The organism is Nocardia sp. NPDC056541 (assembly GCF_042794235.1).
Lineage (GTDB): Bacteria > Actinomycetota > Actinomycetes > Mycobacteriales > Mycobacteriaceae > Nocardia.
The window spans coordinates 188,416-203,624 of record NZ_JBHTUD010000007.1; the positions used below are offsets into that span (position 1 = coordinate 188,416).

Genomic DNA, 15,209 nt, shown 5'->3' on the forward strand with positions numbered 1-15,209 from the left:
GCTCACTCCGCGGGGGCGGTGAGATCCTGGATGCCCGTGATGGACTCGATGATGTTGAGAACAGCGGAGGTGGCGCTGTCGGCAGCGGCGCTGCCCGACTCGAGCACGCCGGAACCCGAGGACGAGCCGGTCAGCACGTCAGCCGAGCCGGTAGAGGCCTCGGCGGAGCCGGTGTCGGCGCTCGCGACGGCGGGACCGAAGAACATGACAGCGGCGGCAGCGGCAGCACCGGTGGCGGCGAGGGTCTTGCGAGAGATCATGTGAGCAAACTTCCTTTCGACCTGTGCAATGCAGTCACTTGAAGCAATTCACCTTTCGAATCGCTTGATTGGCAACGTAACCGATAAGGCCGGGTAGTTGTCAATCGCGAAGATGACGCACGCGCATATGACGAATTCGTGGCAACCCGCAATTATCCTGGCGTTCACCGGAGCGGTAATATTCCTCACACAGACCGACCCGGAATTTACCGCCGACCGGGAATCGATGTGTCCGCCACCACCGCACACCCCTGTTGCGTGAGGGTGGTCACCCACGAACGCGAAAAGGCCGGTGCGGTTCGGTTACCCGAACTCACACCGGCCCAATCGGACGATCGCGGCGAGGGCTACCTCGCCTTACCGCTCAGCCTGCGTGCTTCTGCACCAGATCGCCGACGCGCGGCAGTGCCTCGATGACGTGCTTCTTGGCCGAACCACGCATCGACGAGTACACCTTCTTCAGCGCAGGCCGGGTGGACGACTCGGCGCGGGCGTCGGTGACGGCCAGCAGCGACTCGGCAACCTCATCGGACTTCGCGGCCAGCAGATCGGCGAAGGTGCCGGTGCCGGAGGTGGTGAACTCCGCCCAGTACGGCTGGAGCTGGTCGAGCAGTTTCGGCGCCAGCGACGCGAGGCCGTCGGGAACGATGGTCGGGCTGATCTTCTTGACCGCCGCGTAGCCACCCTTCACTGCCAGGCCGGACGCACCACCTTTGTCCGAGACCTCGGCGTCGAGCACCTCGACGGCGTCAGCAAGGAAAGCCGGACGCTTGGCGTCGTCGAGCAGGGATTCAGACAGTGCTGCAACCACTTTCAGGTTCCTCCGGATCGGTTCGATGTACGAGCAGGCGCAACTATACGCATCGGGTGCTCAGAGTATGCGGCGACCGCTCGAGCTGCAGTGTTACGACCTCGTACCGCGACGTCGGAAGGTAGGGCAATAATCGTGGTCGTGACTTTCGATCCGAAGCTGTGGCAGCCCGTCCCCGGGTTCGAGGACCTGACCGACATCACCTATCACCGCCATATCGAGCAGGGCACGGTGCGGGTCGCGTTCGACCGGCCCGAGGTCCGTAACGCATTCCGTCCGCACACCGTCGACGAGCTGTACCGCGCGCTCGATCACGCGCGGATGAGCCCCGACGTGGGCGCTGTGCTGCTCACCGGCAACGGTCCGAGCGAGAAGGACGGTGGCTGGGCGTTCTGTTCCGGTGGTGACCAGCGCATCCGCGGCCGCAACGGCTACCAGTACGCCGACGGCGAGACCGCCGACACGGTCGACGCGGCGCGCGCGGGCCGACTGCACATCCTCGAGGTGCAGCGGCTGATCCGTTTCATGCCCAAGGTGGTGATCGCGCTGGTCAACGGTTGGGCGGCGGGTGGCGGGCACAGCCTGCACGTGGTCTGCGATCTGACGCTCGCCTCGCGCGAGCACGCGCGGTTCAAGCAGACCGACGCCGACGTCGGTTCGTTCGACGGTGGTTACGGCAGCGCGTATCTGGCGAAGATGGTTGGCCAGAAGTTCGCGCGCGAGATCTTCTTCCTCGGCAGGCCGTACACGGCCGAGGAGATGCACCAGATGGGTGCGGTGAACAAGGTCGTCGATCACGACGAGTTGGAGAACGTCGCGCTCGAGTGGACCGCCGACATCAACGGCAAATCGCCGCAGGCGCAGCGCATGCTGAAGTACGCGTTCAACCTGCTCGATGATGGCCTGGTCGGTCAGCAGCTGTTCGCGGGCGAGGCGACTCGCCTGGCGTACATGACCGACGAAGCGGTCGAGGGCCGAGACTCGTTCTTGGAGAAGCGCAAGCCCGATTGGACGCCCTACCCCTGGTACTTCTGAGAACGGACACCCCATGGAGATTCTCAACAGCCGGATCATCGTGCGTCCCAGCGACTACGGTCGCACGCTGGCGTTCTACCGCGACAGCCTCGGCTTGGCGATCGCGCGGGAGTACCCGGGCGGCACGGTGTTCTTCGCCGGGCAGTCGCTGCTCGAGGTCGCCGCACACGGTGGCAGCGGGCAGGCAGGCACCTTCGACGGCGCGATCTGGTTGCAGGTGCGCGATGTCGAGGACGCGGCGGCGGAGTTGGCGCTGAAGGGAATCGAGATCGAGCGCGCACCGGTGCTCGAACACTGGGGTCTGTGGGAGATGTGGGTGCGCGATCCGGACGGGGTCGCCATCGTGCTGGTGCAGGTTCCCGCCGAACATCCGATCCGGCGGGATCAGCGCTGGTCACCGGAGTGAGAGGGCTGTGCCCGCGGCCGAGCCGAGTTGCCGATGACGGCTCGGCCGCGCACGATAGCTGCGAGCAAGCGCCCGACCGACGCCGTCCGGACCGCAGTGCGAGTGGTGTTGTCCATCTACTGAATCGCAGTCGCTATGTCTGGCTTTCCCGACCCGTTTCCCGACAAACCGACCCGTTGGCCGGGTCTTGTCGGTCGCATGACACGATCGAAGCCGTGAGGGCGCGCGGCAAGCTGTTTCCGGAGGTGGTGGGCATGAGGGAGCACAGCGAGCGAATCATGTGCCAGCGCGCGATGCGCACGGTGCGGCCGAGCGCCAGCGAGGCCGCGGCGTGAGCAGAACCCTGCGGACGCTGCAGATGCCGACCGGCGCCGGGGTGAGCGAAGTGATGCCCCACCTGCGCCAAGCCCTCAACGGCAGCGGCCCGGCGTGGCTACCGATCCCGACCACCGATCGCCGGGAGGCGCGCAGACTCTCCGACGCGCTCAAACCGGGCGATCCGATCGATGACGATGTCGCGCTGGTCGTGACGACCTCGGGCACCACCGGTATCCCCAAGGGCGCGCTGCTCGGCGCCGAGGCACTGCGTGCCAGCGGTAACGCCACCCACGACCGTCTCGGCGGGCCGGGCAGTTGGCTGCTGGCGCTGCCCACCCATCACATCGCCGGTATCCAGGTACTGCTGCGCAGCATTCTCGCCGGTACCGAGCCGACCGTGCTCGACGTGTCGGGCGGATTCCTGCCCGAGGCGCTGGCCGGCGCTGTCGGCGCGATGCGCGGACCGCGTCGTTACACCGCACTGGTACCCACCCAGCTGATCAAGTCGCTGGATTCGCCGATAGCGGCCAAGGCGCTGGCCGAACTCGACGGTGTCCTGGTCGGCGGTGCGGCCACGCCCGCGCCGGTGCTGGACCGGGCGCGCGACCTCGGCATCACGGTGGTTCGCACGTACGGGATGAGCGAGACCTGCGGCGGGTGCGTCTACGAGGGCGTGCCGCTCGACGGCACCGAGGTGCGGATCGAGGACGGTCGCGTCATTCTGGGCGGTGCGATGATCGCGCGCGGTTACCGCAATCTGCCCGATCACCCGGCCTTCGCCGAGCCCGGCTGGTTCCGGACCGAAGACGCGGGCTCCTTCGACGACGGTGTGCTCTCGATTTCGGGCCGCCTCGACGAGGCGATCATGACCGGCGGACTGCTGGTGATTCCGCAGGTGGTGGAGGCTGTGCTGGCCAACCACCCCGGTATCCGCGAATGCATCGTGCTCGGCCTGCCCGATGAACGGCTGGGTCAGCGGGTCGCGGTCGCGATCGTGCCGACACCCGGTGCCGCGCCGACACTGGACGAACTACGTGCCCACGTAGTGGCCGAACTCGACTCGATCGCCGCACCGCGTGAACTGGCCGTCCTGTCCGAAATCCCGCTCCGCGGCCCCGGCAAGCCCGACCGCGCGGCCCTGCGCACGCTCCTGCTGGCCGAGTAGCCGCACGACGACAGCGCTGCGCAAGGGGCGTGCAAGTCGGGGTGGGCACGGTAGTGCTCATGACTTACACACCCACTTCATCCCTCGCCGTCGAGGCGGACGGGCTGGTCAAGGTGTTCGGGAAGCAGCGGGCGGTCGACGGGGTCAGCCTGACGGTGCCGCGCGGCGCTGTGTACGGCGTGCTCGGACCGAACGGCGCGGGCAAGACCACGACCATCAAGATGCTGGCGACCCTGCTCCGCCCCGACGGCGGTAGCGCCCGGATCTTCGGCCGCGACGTCGTGGCCGAACCGAACGCGGTGCGCTCGCTGATCGGCGTCACCGGCCAGTACGCCTCGGTCGACGAGGAACTCACCGCCACCGAGAACCTGATCATCTTCGCCCGCCTGCTCGGCCTGAGCAGGGGCGATGCCCGGCGCAAAGCCGTCGAGCTGCTCGAGGAATTCGACCTCGTCGAGGCCGCGTCCAAGCCGTTGAAGAACTTCTCCGGCGGTATGCGCAGGCGCCTCGACCTCGCTGCCAGCCTCATCTCCACCCCGCCCCTGCTGTTCCTCGACGAGCCGACCACCGGCCTCGATCCCCGCACCCGCGCGCAGATGTGGGACACCATCCGCAGGCTGGTCCGCGAGGGCGCGACGGTGCTGCTCACCACCCAGTACCTCGACGAGGCCGACCAGCTGGCCGACCGGATCGCGGTGATCGACCGCGGCAAGGTGATCGCCGACGGCACCGCCGACGAGCTCAAGGCCTCCATCGGCGGCGCGTCGGTCCACCTGACCCTGGTCGATCCCGAGCAGCTCGACGAGGCCCGCCGCATCGTCGGCGACTTCCTCGACGTGAGCGCGCAGATCAGCCCCGAGGCGGGCAGGCTCACCGCGCCGCTGCCCGACCCGAATCTCACCGCCGACCTGCTGATCCGGTTGCGCGACTGGGAGATCGGGGTCGAGGAGATCACCGTCAGCAAGCCGACGCTGGACGAAGTCTTCCTCACCATCACCGGCCACCCGGCCGACGAATCCGACGACACCGAACGGAGCGCGGCATGACCGCAGTTCTCACCGCTCCCACAGCCATCGACGACATTCCCCAGGCCAGCGACCGAATCAGCCTGCGCGACACGATCTCCACCTCGTTCACGATGGCCTATCGCGGCCTGCTCAAGATCAAACACAATCCCGAACAGCTCTTCGACGTGACGGTGCAGCCGATCCTGTTCACGGCGCTGTTCACCTACATCTTCGGCGGCGCGATCTCGGGCAGCGTGTCCGGCTATCTGCCGGTGCTCATCCCGGGCATTCTCGTGCAAACCGTGGTGCTGACCTCGGTGGTCACCGGCACGCAGTTGCGTGAGGACATGGACAAGGGCGTGTTCGACCGCTTCAAATCCCTGCCCATCGCCCGGGTCTCGGCACTGTCCGGTGCGCTACTGGCCGACATGGTGCGCTACGCCATCGCCTCGACGCTGACCGTGCTGGTCGGGCTCTGCCTGGGCTACCGGCCCGGCGGCGGTCTGGTCGGGGTGGTCGCGGCCTGCCTGGTGGTCGTGGTGTGCTCGTTCGCGGTCAGCTGGATCTGGGCGCTGGTGGGCGTCACCGGCAAGAGTGCCGCGTCGGTGCAGGGCATCTCGATGATGGTGATGTTCCCGCTGACGTTCATGTCGGGCGCCTTCGCCCCGGTGAGCACCATGCCGGGCTGGATGCAGGGTCTCAACCACGTCAACCCTGTGTACTACATGGTCAACACCTGCCGAGAGCTGATGAACACCAACAGTTACGGCACCGACCTCGTCTGGTCGCTGGTCGGATCACTCGTGGTGATCGCGATCTTCGCGCCGCTTGCGGTGCGGGCCTACATGCGCCGCGCCTGAACACCGCTCCTCCGCAACGGCATCCGATCCAGTGGGTCGGATGCCGTTGTCGTGTCAGTGCAGTCCGGCGATGATCTCGACGATGCGCTTCGCGGCCTCGAGACGACGCGTACCCGCCGCGCGATGCAGGGCCGCGTCCATCGCGGCATCGCCGACGACACCCCGGTGCAGGGCGATGTGGGCGGCCAGCTCCATCGAGGGGCCGTCCTGCCTGGCCACCGATGTCCTTGCGAGGGTGAGCAGTTCGAGACCGTCGGCGCGCCCGGACTCGGTGGTGAGCAGGTAGGACCCGAGCCCGCACGCGACCGCCCCGATCTGCGGTAGGTCGATGTACTGCGCCAACCGCTGATCGGCGGTCTCGATCAGCTCGGTCGCCAGACCCGCGGCAGTGGATGCCCGGCCGTGGAGCACGTGGGCACTCAGGGTGGCCGCCGCTACCATCAGCGAACCGGGGCCCGGCGTCGGTTCGAAATCGGGCCACCCGAGTAGCTCGAGCCCGCGGCGGTAATGGCGGAGCCCGGCGTCGACATCGCCCTCGGCGAGTTCGAGTTCGGCGAGCGCGGTAGCGGCGTTCGCCAGCCGGTGGTTACGGCGAACCATGGGGTCGTCAACGGGGCTGACACCGGAATCGTTCGGTCGCACGATGAAGTCGAGTTCGGCACGCGCCTGCTCGAGGTGCCCGCCGCCGACCAAAGCGGCGGCCAGGTAGCAGCGACTCTCCATGATCTCCTCGTGCACGCGGAGCTCGCCCATCAACTCCAGCGTGCGGCGGTAATACTTCACTGCGTCGTCATAGTTCGCGGACTGGCCGGACAGCTGGGCCAGGTGCTGGCACACTGTCGCCGTCCCCCACACCTCCGCCGGATCCATGTCGTCGAGGGTGCGGAAGGAGTCGCGGGTCGAGCCCGCGACGTTGCCGCCGTTCTCCCAGAAGTTGGCTCGCGCCACCAGCGCGGCGACCCGGACCTGCTGATGGTGTGAACGCGCGCCCCGGGCGAACAACCTGCCCAACCGGAACGGCTCGGGCCGCAAGGTGATCACCGTACCGAGGAAGTACAGGCCCGGATCGAGAACAGGGTTGGTCAGCAGCCGCCGCGCACGGGTGCGCACGATCGCCGTCGCGCGGGTGCCACCGTCCTTGAGGAACAGCATGTGCAAGCAGGTCAGCAGATGCGCGATCATCTGCAGGTCGGCGTCCTCGGCCGAGGACGGTGGCGGCGGCGCGAGCGCGACCAATCGCATTGCCCACCCGGTGAATTCCAGGTGCGCGCCACGCATCACCCAGACCATCGCGACCACCGGGAAGACCGAGTACGCGGTCGGCGCGTCGGCGCGATCGACAGCGGAGCGCAGCACGGCGACCAGGTTGTCCAGGTCGGCCGACACCGCGAGTACGGACCTCACCTGACCGCCGCCGCGGTAGTCGCGGAACGACCCCAGCGCGAATTCCCTGGCCCAGCAGAACATCCTGTCGAGCACGAGCGCGGATTCGGCGCCATCGGTCACCGCGTCGACGGTGGCGATCTGTTCGGCGCCGAACTCACGGACCGTTTCGAGCATGCGATAGCGGATGCCCGCGCCGTCGGGGTCGTCCAGGACGGTGAGCAGGGACTGGGCGACCAGCCCGTCCACCGCGACAGCCACATCCGGGCCCGCCGCGACCACCTCGGCCGCGGCCGCGGTGAACCCGGCCGGGAAACGGCTCAGCCTGCGCAGGGTCACCTGCTGATCGGGGTCGAGGAGGTTCCAGCTCCAGGCGATCACCGCGTGCAGCGTGCGATGCCGGTGCGGCGCGGACCGATCACCGCTGCGCAACAGGGCGAAACGATGGTCGAGCCTGGTCTCGATCTCGGCGACGCTCATCGTGCGCACCCGCGCGGCGGCGAGCTCGATCGCCAGCGGGAGACCGTCGAGGGTGCGGCACAGCCGGGCCACAATGTCGGGGTCGAGGCGGACATCGGGGCGTACCGCCCTGGCGCGAGCCGAGAACAGGTCCGTGGCAGGCGAACCGGCCGCGTCGATCGCCAAAGGAGCTAGGGGATAGACGGATTCGGCGGTGATCGACAGCGGCGAACGACTGGTGGTGAGCACGGTCAACTGGGCGCAACTGCCGACGAGATCGGCGACCACCTCAGCCGCGGCATCGATCACGTGCTCGCAATTGTCCAGGATCAGCACCATCGGCCGCGCCGCGAGCGCCTCACGCAGACGGGTGCTCACGTCCACGTGCACGCCCGCCCGGATGGCACCCGTCTCCCGCATCTCACCCAGGCCGATCACCTGCCCGATGGCGACCTCGATGTCTTTGCGCGATTGCGGTCCGGCCTCCGATTCGGGCTGCACCGAGGCCAATTCGACGAGTACCACCGGCACCGAACCGGCCATGCGTTCACCCACCGCGTTGGCGACCCTGGTCTTGCCGGTGCCGCCTGGTCCGAGGACGGTCGTCACCCGGGAGCGCCGTGCCAGGTCGGTGATCGCATCGAGATCCACTGTGCGACCGAGTAGTTCGTTGGGCGCCGCGCGTAGTCCGACGGCGGTGCGCGGTGTGGGGCTGCCCGGGCCGCGCCGGTCGGTGGCCGCGGTATCTCCAGCGCCGGCCGCGGACTGGGAATCGGCGGTCTCACCGGAGTCGTTTCCGGTGGCGCCGACCGGCCGGCCGCGCTGACCGGTCCCCACCCCGTCTGCGACCCCGGGGCCGGCTCCCCCACCGTCGGAGCTCCCGGCGTCGCTGCCCGACCGGCCGGGCCGGTCGCCGTTGACGCCGACCGACGACCCTGCGCCGGCGGATCGGCCGCTGGTCGTCGCGGCACTCGGACCCGACTGGACGCGGTGTTGTGGTGCGCGTCCGGGCAGCTCGATCGGTTCTCCGCGGAGGACGGCGGTGTTGAGGGCGAGGAGGGTGGGGCCCGGGTCGGCACCCAGTTCTTGGATCAAGCGTAGGCGGTAGGCGGCGAAGACCTCGAGGGCTTCGCTCGGCCGGCCTGCGGCGGCGAGGACCCGGATCAGGGTCGCGTGGGCGGATTCGTCCAGCGGGTTGGCTACGACCGCGGCGCGGGCGAGGGGAATGGCGTCGGCCACGTCGCCGTGCGTGAGGTGGGCGGTGAGTTCGGTGTGATCGAGGCGGCGGCCCAGGTCGGCGGCGGCTGTGCGCAGGTCGGCGGCCGGGGCGGAATCGGGGAGATCGGCGCCCGGTTCACCGCGCCACAGCGTCCGGGCCAGTGCGATCGCGGCGAGGCTGTCGGCGACGTTTCCCTCAGCCAGGTGTTCATCGGCTCGGCGGGCGAGCGCGCCGACCGCGGTGAGGTCGACGCTGTCGGCGGGCAATCTCAGCCGGTAACCGGCCGGGCCGATCTCCAGTGCGCCGTCGGGCAGCATCGCCCGCAGGCGCGAGACCTGCGTGTGCAGCGCGTTCATCGGTGCGCGGGGTGGTTGTTCGCCCCACACCTCGTCGATCAGCGTTTGGGCGCTCCGAGCCCGCCCTGGATGCACTGCGAGGGCGGCCAGCAGCAGCCGGGCGCGGGCGCCGGGTAGCGCGATCACGGCGTCGTCGCGGCGGATCGCGATCACGCCGAGCACCCCCACGACAACGCGGGAGAGTGCCTCGGAGGGCGACCCCTCGGGGCCGCGATGCTGTACAGACATGCCGGATGTCATCGTAGGCGAGGGCGGCGACGGGTTCCCGGTTCGCGCCCCAGCGCGACACCGCCGACGTTGTGTCCCGCGATTTTGTCCCCACCTCGCTTTAGGCTCACGCACATGGGCAACTTCGAGGTGTCGCGGCGCACCGTCATCGCCGCTGAACCGGCACGGATCCACGCACTGATCGACAACTTCCGCCAGTGGCGGCTGTGGTCGCCGTGGGAAGACGCCGACCCGCAGCTCGCCCGTACCTACACCGGCCCGGAATCCGGCGTCGGCGCCCGCTACGCCTGGCGGGGCAACCGCAAAGCCGGTGCGGGCGTGATGGAGATCAAGGCCGACGCCGAACGCGAGATCGGCGTGGAGCTCACCTTCGAGAAACCGTTCAAAGCCACCAATTTCGTCACCTTCACGCTCGCTCCGGTTGCCGGTGGCACCGAGGTGACCTGGCAGATGACCGGCACCCACTCCGGACTGATGGGCGTGCTCGGCAAGGTGTTCCCGATCGACAACCTCATCGGCAAGGACTTCGACAAGGGACTGGCCCGGCTCAAGACGGTCGCCGAGTCCACCCCGGCCTGACCGCGATCAGGCGCCCTCCGGCCGTGCGCGAGGGGCTCCAGGAGCGGGGAGCGTCCGTGTCGGATTAGGCTTCGATCCATGGCTACAGCAGCGGAATGGATCGAGGGCGCCCGACCGCGGACGCTGCCCAACGCGATCGCGCCGGTACTCGCGGGCACCGGCGCTGCCGCATCCATCGACGGGGCCGTCTGGTGGAAAGCAATTCTGGCGCTGCTGGTTTCGCTGGCGCTGATCGTCGGGGTGAACTACGCCAACGACTACTCCGACGGCATTCGCGGCACCGACGACGTGCGGGTCGGCCCACTGCGCCTGGTCGGCTCGAAACTGGCCTCCCCCACAGCTGTTCGCACCGCCGCGGTGCTCAGCCTCGCGATCGGCGCGGTCGCCGGCCTCGTGCTGGCCGTGACCACCGCGTGGTGGCTGGTACTGATCGGCGCGCTGTGCCTGGCGGGCGCGTGGTTCTACACCGGCGGCAGCAAGCCGTATGGCTACAGCGGTTTCGGCGAGATCGCCGTGTTCGTGTTCTTCGGGCTGATCGCGGTGCTCGGCACCCAGTACGTGCAGGCGCTGCGGGTCGACTGGGTCGGCCTGCTGCTCGCGATCGGCGTCGGCGCGTTCTCCAGCGCGGTGCTGGTGGCCAACAACCTGCGTGACATCCCGACCGACACCGAGTCGGGCAAGGTCACGCTCGCGGTGAAACTCGGCGATGCGCACACCCGCACCCTGCACCTGGTATTGCTCGCGGCGCCGTTCGTGATCAGCCTCGCGCTGATCGCGCGCACGCCATGGGCGCTGGCCGGACTGCTCGCGTTGCCGCTGGCGATCCGGGCCAACGCCCCTGTGCGCACCGGTAAGGGCGGGCTGGAACTGATTCCCGCCCTCCGCGATTCGGGGCTTGCCCTGCTGGCTTGGTCGGCGCTGAGCGCGCTGGCCGTCGGGCTCGCGGGCTAGTCGCCGTCGGGCACCAGAATGCCGAGCACCCAGTTGACCAGCGTGATGATCAAGCCACCCCACAACGCCGCCCAGAAACCGTCGACGCGAAGGCCGTAGTCGGTGAGCTCGGTGATCTTGGCGGTGAGCCACAGCATCCCCGCGTTCACCACCAGCAGGAACAGGCCGAGCGTGAGGATCACGAACGGCAACGACAGGAGTTGCACGATCGGCTTGATCACGGCATTGACCGCCGTGAACACGAGCGCGACGATGAGCAGGACCAGGGCCTTGCCCCAGTTACCCCACTCCGCTGACCACTCGGGCGGCACGTAGATATCGATCTTGTCGATCCACGCGGCCGCAGCCCAGATGGCTATGGCGTTGATGACCAACCGGATTGCTAGTTGCATGCACGCAATGCTAGGCCGGGAAACGGACATTGCGGCGGGTCTGACACACACCCGATGTGGAATTCACGCGGCGCGGTCGAGCATCGCGTAGAGATCGGCGCGTAGGCCGGACACCGCGTCGCGGCCGCCGAGCAGGTCGGTGGTGGCCGGGTCGGCCCCGCGCAGGATGCCGAGTAGCAGGTAGGTCGAGGAGATCTCCCGATCCTTGCGGTGGATCGCCTCGCGCAGCGCGAGTTCGAGCGACTTCTTGGCCGTGCTGGTGAACGGGATGTGCCCGGAGCCGAGCAATCGGCCGAACATGCCGCGTTTGGCCTCCGGTTCGGCCTGGTCCCAGGCTTGCGAGCCGAAGTTGTCGGCGATGCTGGCCTGCACAGCATCCAGGTCGATGCCGATCGAGCGCAGGGCCTGCGCGTCATCGGCGCCCATCGGCGGCTCGCTCGTGCGGGCGGCGAGGGCGGCGCGCACACCGCCGGCGGTGATGCCGCGCGCGTCGAGCACCGCGCGCAGGTCCGGTTGGGCGTTCGACAGGGTGCCGAGCAGTACATGCTCCGGCCCGATCCGCTTCGCGCCCAGCTCCTTGGCGTCGTCCTGGGCACCGACCACCGCGACTCTGGCCTCGCGGCTGAATTTTTCGAACATCAGCGGGTTCCACCTTTCCGGTTGTGTTTCTGATGGACCGCTTGCTTACTCACCTCGAGCGCCTCGGCGATGGCCTGCCACGACCAGCCGTTGGCTCTGGCATTGGCGACCTGGATGGTTTCGAGCCGGTCGGCCAGCCTGCGCAGGGCGAGCACCGCGCGCAGCCCGACGGCGGGGTCGGGGTTGCCTGCCGCTGAGGCGAGGGTTGTTGCATCGGTCATGACGTCAATTTTGCTTGACGACAGCCGCGTTTGTCAACAAAAATTGACATCGCTGAGCGCGAACAGACCCGAAAAAGGGTGTGGGAGGTTGTCAGCCGTTCCAGCGGCCGGTGGTGGCGAATTCCGTGAGAATCTCGGTCGGGCCGGTCAGATCCATGTTCTGGGCGGCCACCCAGTCGTCGTCGAAATAGGTGCCCGCGTACCGGTCGCCGCCGTCACACAGCAACGTGACCACGCTTCCGCTGCGACCCGCCGCGACCAGCTCGGCGACGAGGTGGAAGGCGCCCCACAGGTTCGTGCCGGTCGAACCGCCGACGCGACGGCCCAGCGCGGCGCTCGCATGACGTGCGGTGGCGATCGAGGCCGCGTCGGGAACCACGATCATCCGATCGACCACCTGGCCCACGAACGACGGCTCCACCCGAGGACGGCCGATCCCCTCGATGCGCGACGGCATTCCGGTCTCATAGCCCGCGTCGCCCGACTCGTAGCCGCCGTAGAACGCCGAATGCTCCGGGTCCACCACGGCCAGCCGCGTCGCGTGCCTGCGATACCGGATGTAGCGCCCGATCGTCGCGCTGGTGCCGCCGGTACCCGCACCGACCACGATCCACTCCGGCACCGGGTGCTTCTCCAGCGCCAGCTGTTCGAAGATGGACTCGGCGATGTTGTTGTTGCCACGCCAGTCGGTGGCCCGCTCGGCATGGGTGAACTGATCCATGAAATGCCCGCCGGATTCGGCGGCGAGACGCTTGGCCTCGGTGTACATGTCCGGTGGTCGATCGACGAAATGACATCGGCCACCCTGCGCCTCGATGAGCGCGACCTTCTGCGGCGACGTGCTCGCGGGCATCACCGCGACGAAGTCCAGACCGAGCAGCTTCGCGAAGTAGGCCTCGCTCACCGCCGTCGAACCCGACGACGCCTCGACCACCGTCGTGCCCTCGGTGACCCAGCCGTTGCAGATCGCGTACAGGAACAGCGACCGTGCCAGCCGGTGCTTGAGACTGCCGGTGATGTGGGTCGACTCGTCCTTGAGGTAGAGCTGCACCGGCCAGTCGGCGGGCAGCGGATACCGCAGCAGGTGGGTGTCGGCGGAGCGCTGCGTGTCGGCGTCGATCAGCCGGACGGCATTGTCGACCCAGTCACGCGGGGCGCTGCGATCGAGGTATTTCACGCCGAGGCGCCGTCGTCGTCACCCCGCAAGCGGGCCCGCAGCTGCGCCTTGTCCTGGCGGCGGCGCGCGTCGACCACGGCGATATCCTCGTTCACCTTCACCCGCAGCTTCTTGAACAACGTCAGCGACAGCGGCATCGCGACGATCAGCGCGAACAGCGCCGCGACGATGACCGGCACGTCGACACCGATCAGCTTGGCCACGCCTACGATCAACGCGGCGATCACCACGACCAGCCCGAGACGAGCCAGCGTGTAGAGCGCGAGATTGCGGACCAGCCGCTTCCCTGCGCCAGGACCCTGCTGACCTGTTGCTTCACTCACGACTACAGCGTAGCCCGGCGCGAATCTCGCCGATGCGGCCCCGTTCGCGGCTTTTGTCTATTACTTCCCCTTTACCAACAGTAGGTGGTTCGACTACATGGGGGTCGCAGTGCGACGATGACGCCACTGATGAGGGAACTGTCGAGAACGGAGAGGTTAGCTATGACTGCGATCACCGTCGGCCTTCAGGACACTCTGCTGACACCAGGCCAAGTGGCCGCCATGTTCCACGTAGATCCCAAGACCGTCACCCGGTGGGCCCATGCGGGCAGACTCGGCTCACTGCGTACACCGGGCGGACATCGCCGTTTCCGCGAGTCCGAGGTCCTGCAGTTGCTCAGATCACTGACCACCGAGGCAGCACCCCGCTGACTCACCGGCCGACGCGAGCCCACCGCGGGCTCGCGTTCGCCAAAAATTTCCCTCCCGTTGCGGATGTGCACACGGCGCGGACACGGCTACCCTCGATAGCAGGAGGTGAGCGACGTGACGTACCTATTGGCACTCATCGCGATCGTGGCCATCGCGGTGTTGTGCTGGAAGGCGTTCGGCCCCGAAATGCAACGCCCGAATCCCGGCCCACCCTCGCGCAGACCGGTTCTCGGCCCCGACGACGACCCGGAATTCCTCTGGCGCCTCGGCAAACAACCACGTGACGACTCCGGCCCGGCCGAGTGACCCTCACGATGTGCGTCGCCGTGAGCTGACGCACATACCCCCGTTGCGCGTCGAAAGAGCTGGGTAGATAACGTATTCCGGTGATTGATGTGCAGCAGGGTTCTGTCCCGACCACTTGGCGCGCGGCCGACGGCAGCGCCGTGACGTTCACCGAGGCACGGTCGGAGTGGACTCGCGCCGCACACGAGGTGCTGGCCGACACCGCTACCCGGTTCAACAACTTCATCGTCAACACGGAGTTGGCCGAGCTGGTCCAGGAAGAATCCGGGATCCGCACCGCGGTGAAGTGGCAGCACTGGCTGCCGGTCGTGCTGGACAAAGTCGCCGAGCACTGTCACAAGAACAACGAGCCGCCCCTGAGCGCCCTGTGCGTGCGCAAGAACCAGACCGTCGGCACCGGCTACCGCTACATCCTCGAACTCGCGGGCCTGCCCATCCCCGACGACCTCGAAATGCACGCGGCCGCGGCCCGCTGGCAGTGCTACCAGCACTACGCCACCGACCTCCCCGCCGACGGCGGCCTGCCCACCCTCCCCCCGAAGGTCGCCGCCATCCGCCAGTCCACCTCCGCGGACCTGGCCACCGCCGAAGCAGCCGAGGCAGCCGTCAAACGACCCTCCGCCGCCCGCCGCACCGTAGCCGCCATCCCCAAGCCCGAACCGGTGCGCAAGCCGGTCTGCCTCAACTGCCACGTAGAACTCCCCGCCAACAAGATCTGCTACTACTGCTGACTCCGAGGCGC

18 protein-coding genes are annotated in these 15,209 nt (G+C 68.1%); 10 read left to right on the forward strand and 8 right to left on the reverse strand.

The features are described 5' to 3' along the window. Positions 1-2 precede the first annotated feature (2 nt). Both ACFQ9R_RS14420 and ACFQ9R_RS14425 read right to left on the reverse strand, forming a co-directional pair. A complete protein-coding gene (locus ACFQ9R_RS14420; RefSeq protein ID WP_378990990.1) occupies positions 3-260 on the reverse strand; it encodes a hypothetical protein in 258 nt (85 codons plus the stop codon). Positions 261-624: 364 nt separating this feature from the next. Further along, positions 625-1,071, reverse strand: a complete 447-nt coding sequence (locus ACFQ9R_RS14425) for a DUF6918 family protein (protein ID WP_056814402.1) — start codon at positions 1,069-1,071, stop codon at positions 625-627. Positions 1,072-1,212: 141 nt separating this feature from the next. Here ACFQ9R_RS14425 and ACFQ9R_RS14430 point away from each other — a divergent pair, with 141 nt between their 5' ends. The 5 genes from ACFQ9R_RS14430 (at position 1,213) to ACFQ9R_RS14450 (ending at position 5,862) form a co-directional block, all read left to right on the forward strand. Further along, positions 1,213-2,106 carry a 1,4-dihydroxy-2-naphthoyl-CoA synthase gene (locus ACFQ9R_RS14430; protein WP_056816187.1) on the forward strand — a complete coding sequence of 298 codons (894 nt, stop codon included), beginning with the start codon at positions 1,213-1,215 and terminating at the stop codon, positions 2,104-2,106. 13 nt (positions 2,107-2,119) lie between these two features. Then, positions 2,120-2,512, forward strand: a complete 393-nt coding sequence (locus ACFQ9R_RS14435; protein ID WP_378990991.1) for a VOC family protein — start codon at positions 2,120-2,122, stop codon at positions 2,510-2,512. A gap of 358 nt (positions 2,513-2,870) precedes the next feature. Continuing rightward, the gene (menE, locus tag ACFQ9R_RS14440) at positions 2,871-3,995 is read left to right on the forward strand and encodes an o-succinylbenzoate--CoA ligase (protein WP_378991233.1); all 1,125 of its coding nucleotides are present in this window, start codon (positions 2,871-2,873) and stop codon (positions 3,993-3,995) included. A gap of 59 nt (positions 3,996-4,054) precedes the next feature. After that, complete coding sequence (locus ACFQ9R_RS14445) at positions 4,055-5,041, forward strand: ATP-binding cassette domain-containing protein (protein WP_378990992.1); 987 nt, start codon at positions 4,055-4,057, stop codon at positions 5,039-5,041. Further along, the gene (locus ACFQ9R_RS14450; RefSeq protein ID WP_378990994.1) at positions 5,038-5,862 is read left to right on the forward strand and encodes an ABC transporter permease; all 825 of its coding nucleotides are present in this window, start codon (positions 5,038-5,040) and stop codon (positions 5,860-5,862) included. The genes ACFQ9R_RS14445 and ACFQ9R_RS14450 overlap by 4 nt, the downstream gene beginning before the upstream one ends. Before the next feature lie 54 nt (positions 5,863-5,916). On the opposite strand, the gene ACFQ9R_RS14455 is transcribed toward ACFQ9R_RS14450, so the two are convergent. Beyond that, positions 5,917-9,507: a BTAD domain-containing putative transcriptional regulator gene (locus ACFQ9R_RS14455; protein ID WP_378990996.1), complete on the reverse strand. Its 3,591-nt coding sequence runs from the start codon at positions 9,505-9,507 to the stop codon at positions 5,917-5,919. Positions 9,508-9,621: 114 nt separating this feature from the next. Here ACFQ9R_RS14455 and ACFQ9R_RS14460 point away from each other — a divergent pair, with 114 nt between their 5' ends. Together ACFQ9R_RS14460 and ACFQ9R_RS14465 are read left to right on the forward strand one after the other, a co-directional pair. Further along, positions 9,622-10,086 (forward strand): SRPBCC family protein, encoded by a 465-nt coding sequence (locus ACFQ9R_RS14460; RefSeq protein WP_378990998.1) that lies wholly within the window; start codon positions 9,622-9,624, stop codon positions 10,084-10,086. Positions 10,087-10,164: 78 nt separating this feature from the next. Beyond that, entirely contained in the window at positions 10,165-11,037 is an 873-nt protein-coding gene (locus ACFQ9R_RS14465; protein WP_378991000.1) for a 1,4-dihydroxy-2-naphthoate polyprenyltransferase, read from the forward strand. On the opposite strand, the gene ACFQ9R_RS14470 is transcribed toward ACFQ9R_RS14465, so the two are convergent. From ACFQ9R_RS14470 to ACFQ9R_RS14490, 5 genes are all read right to left on the reverse strand, one after another. Beyond that, positions 11,034-11,429: a phage holin family protein gene (locus tag ACFQ9R_RS14470; RefSeq protein WP_378991002.1), complete on the reverse strand. Its 396-nt coding sequence runs from the start codon at positions 11,427-11,429 to the stop codon at positions 11,034-11,036. The genes ACFQ9R_RS14465 and ACFQ9R_RS14470 overlap by 4 nt on opposite strands. A gap of 63 nt (positions 11,430-11,492) precedes the next feature. After that, a complete protein-coding gene (locus ACFQ9R_RS14475; protein ID WP_378991005.1) occupies positions 11,493-12,068 on the reverse strand; it encodes a Clp protease N-terminal domain-containing protein in 576 nt (191 codons plus the stop codon). Then, positions 12,068-12,289 carry a hypothetical protein gene (locus tag ACFQ9R_RS14480; RefSeq protein ID WP_019049431.1) on the reverse strand — a complete coding sequence of 74 codons (222 nt, stop codon included), beginning with the start codon at positions 12,287-12,289 and terminating at the stop codon, positions 12,068-12,070. Before ACFQ9R_RS14480 ends, ACFQ9R_RS14475 begins: the two co-directional genes overlap by 1 nt. A gap of 91 nt (positions 12,290-12,380) precedes the next feature. Next, entirely contained in the window at positions 12,381-13,466 is a 1,086-nt protein-coding gene (locus tag ACFQ9R_RS14485; RefSeq protein WP_378991008.1) for a PLP-dependent cysteine synthase family protein, read from the reverse strand. Further along, positions 13,463-13,789, reverse strand: a complete 327-nt coding sequence (locus ACFQ9R_RS14490; protein ID WP_378991009.1) for a DUF4229 domain-containing protein — start codon at positions 13,787-13,789, stop codon at positions 13,463-13,465. Before ACFQ9R_RS14490 ends, ACFQ9R_RS14485 begins: the two co-directional genes overlap by 4 nt. Before the next feature lie 162 nt (positions 13,790-13,951). On the opposite strand from ACFQ9R_RS14490, the gene ACFQ9R_RS14495 reads away from it, so the two are divergent. From ACFQ9R_RS14495 to ACFQ9R_RS14505, 3 genes are all read left to right on the forward strand, one after another. Then, on the forward strand, positions 13,952-14,161 hold the full coding sequence (locus ACFQ9R_RS14495; RefSeq protein ID WP_056814442.1) for a BldC family transcriptional regulator: 210 nt from the start codon (positions 13,952-13,954) through the stop codon (positions 14,159-14,161). A 114-nt stretch (positions 14,162-14,275) separates the two neighbouring features. Beyond that, positions 14,276-14,467, forward strand: a complete 192-nt coding sequence (locus ACFQ9R_RS14500; RefSeq protein ID WP_378634199.1) for a hypothetical protein — start codon at positions 14,276-14,278, stop codon at positions 14,465-14,467. Positions 14,468-14,547: 80 nt separating this feature from the next. After that, entirely contained in the window at positions 14,548-15,198 is a 651-nt protein-coding gene (locus ACFQ9R_RS14505; RefSeq protein ID WP_378634197.1) for a hypothetical protein, read from the forward strand. Positions 15,199-15,209: the final 11 nt, after the last annotated feature.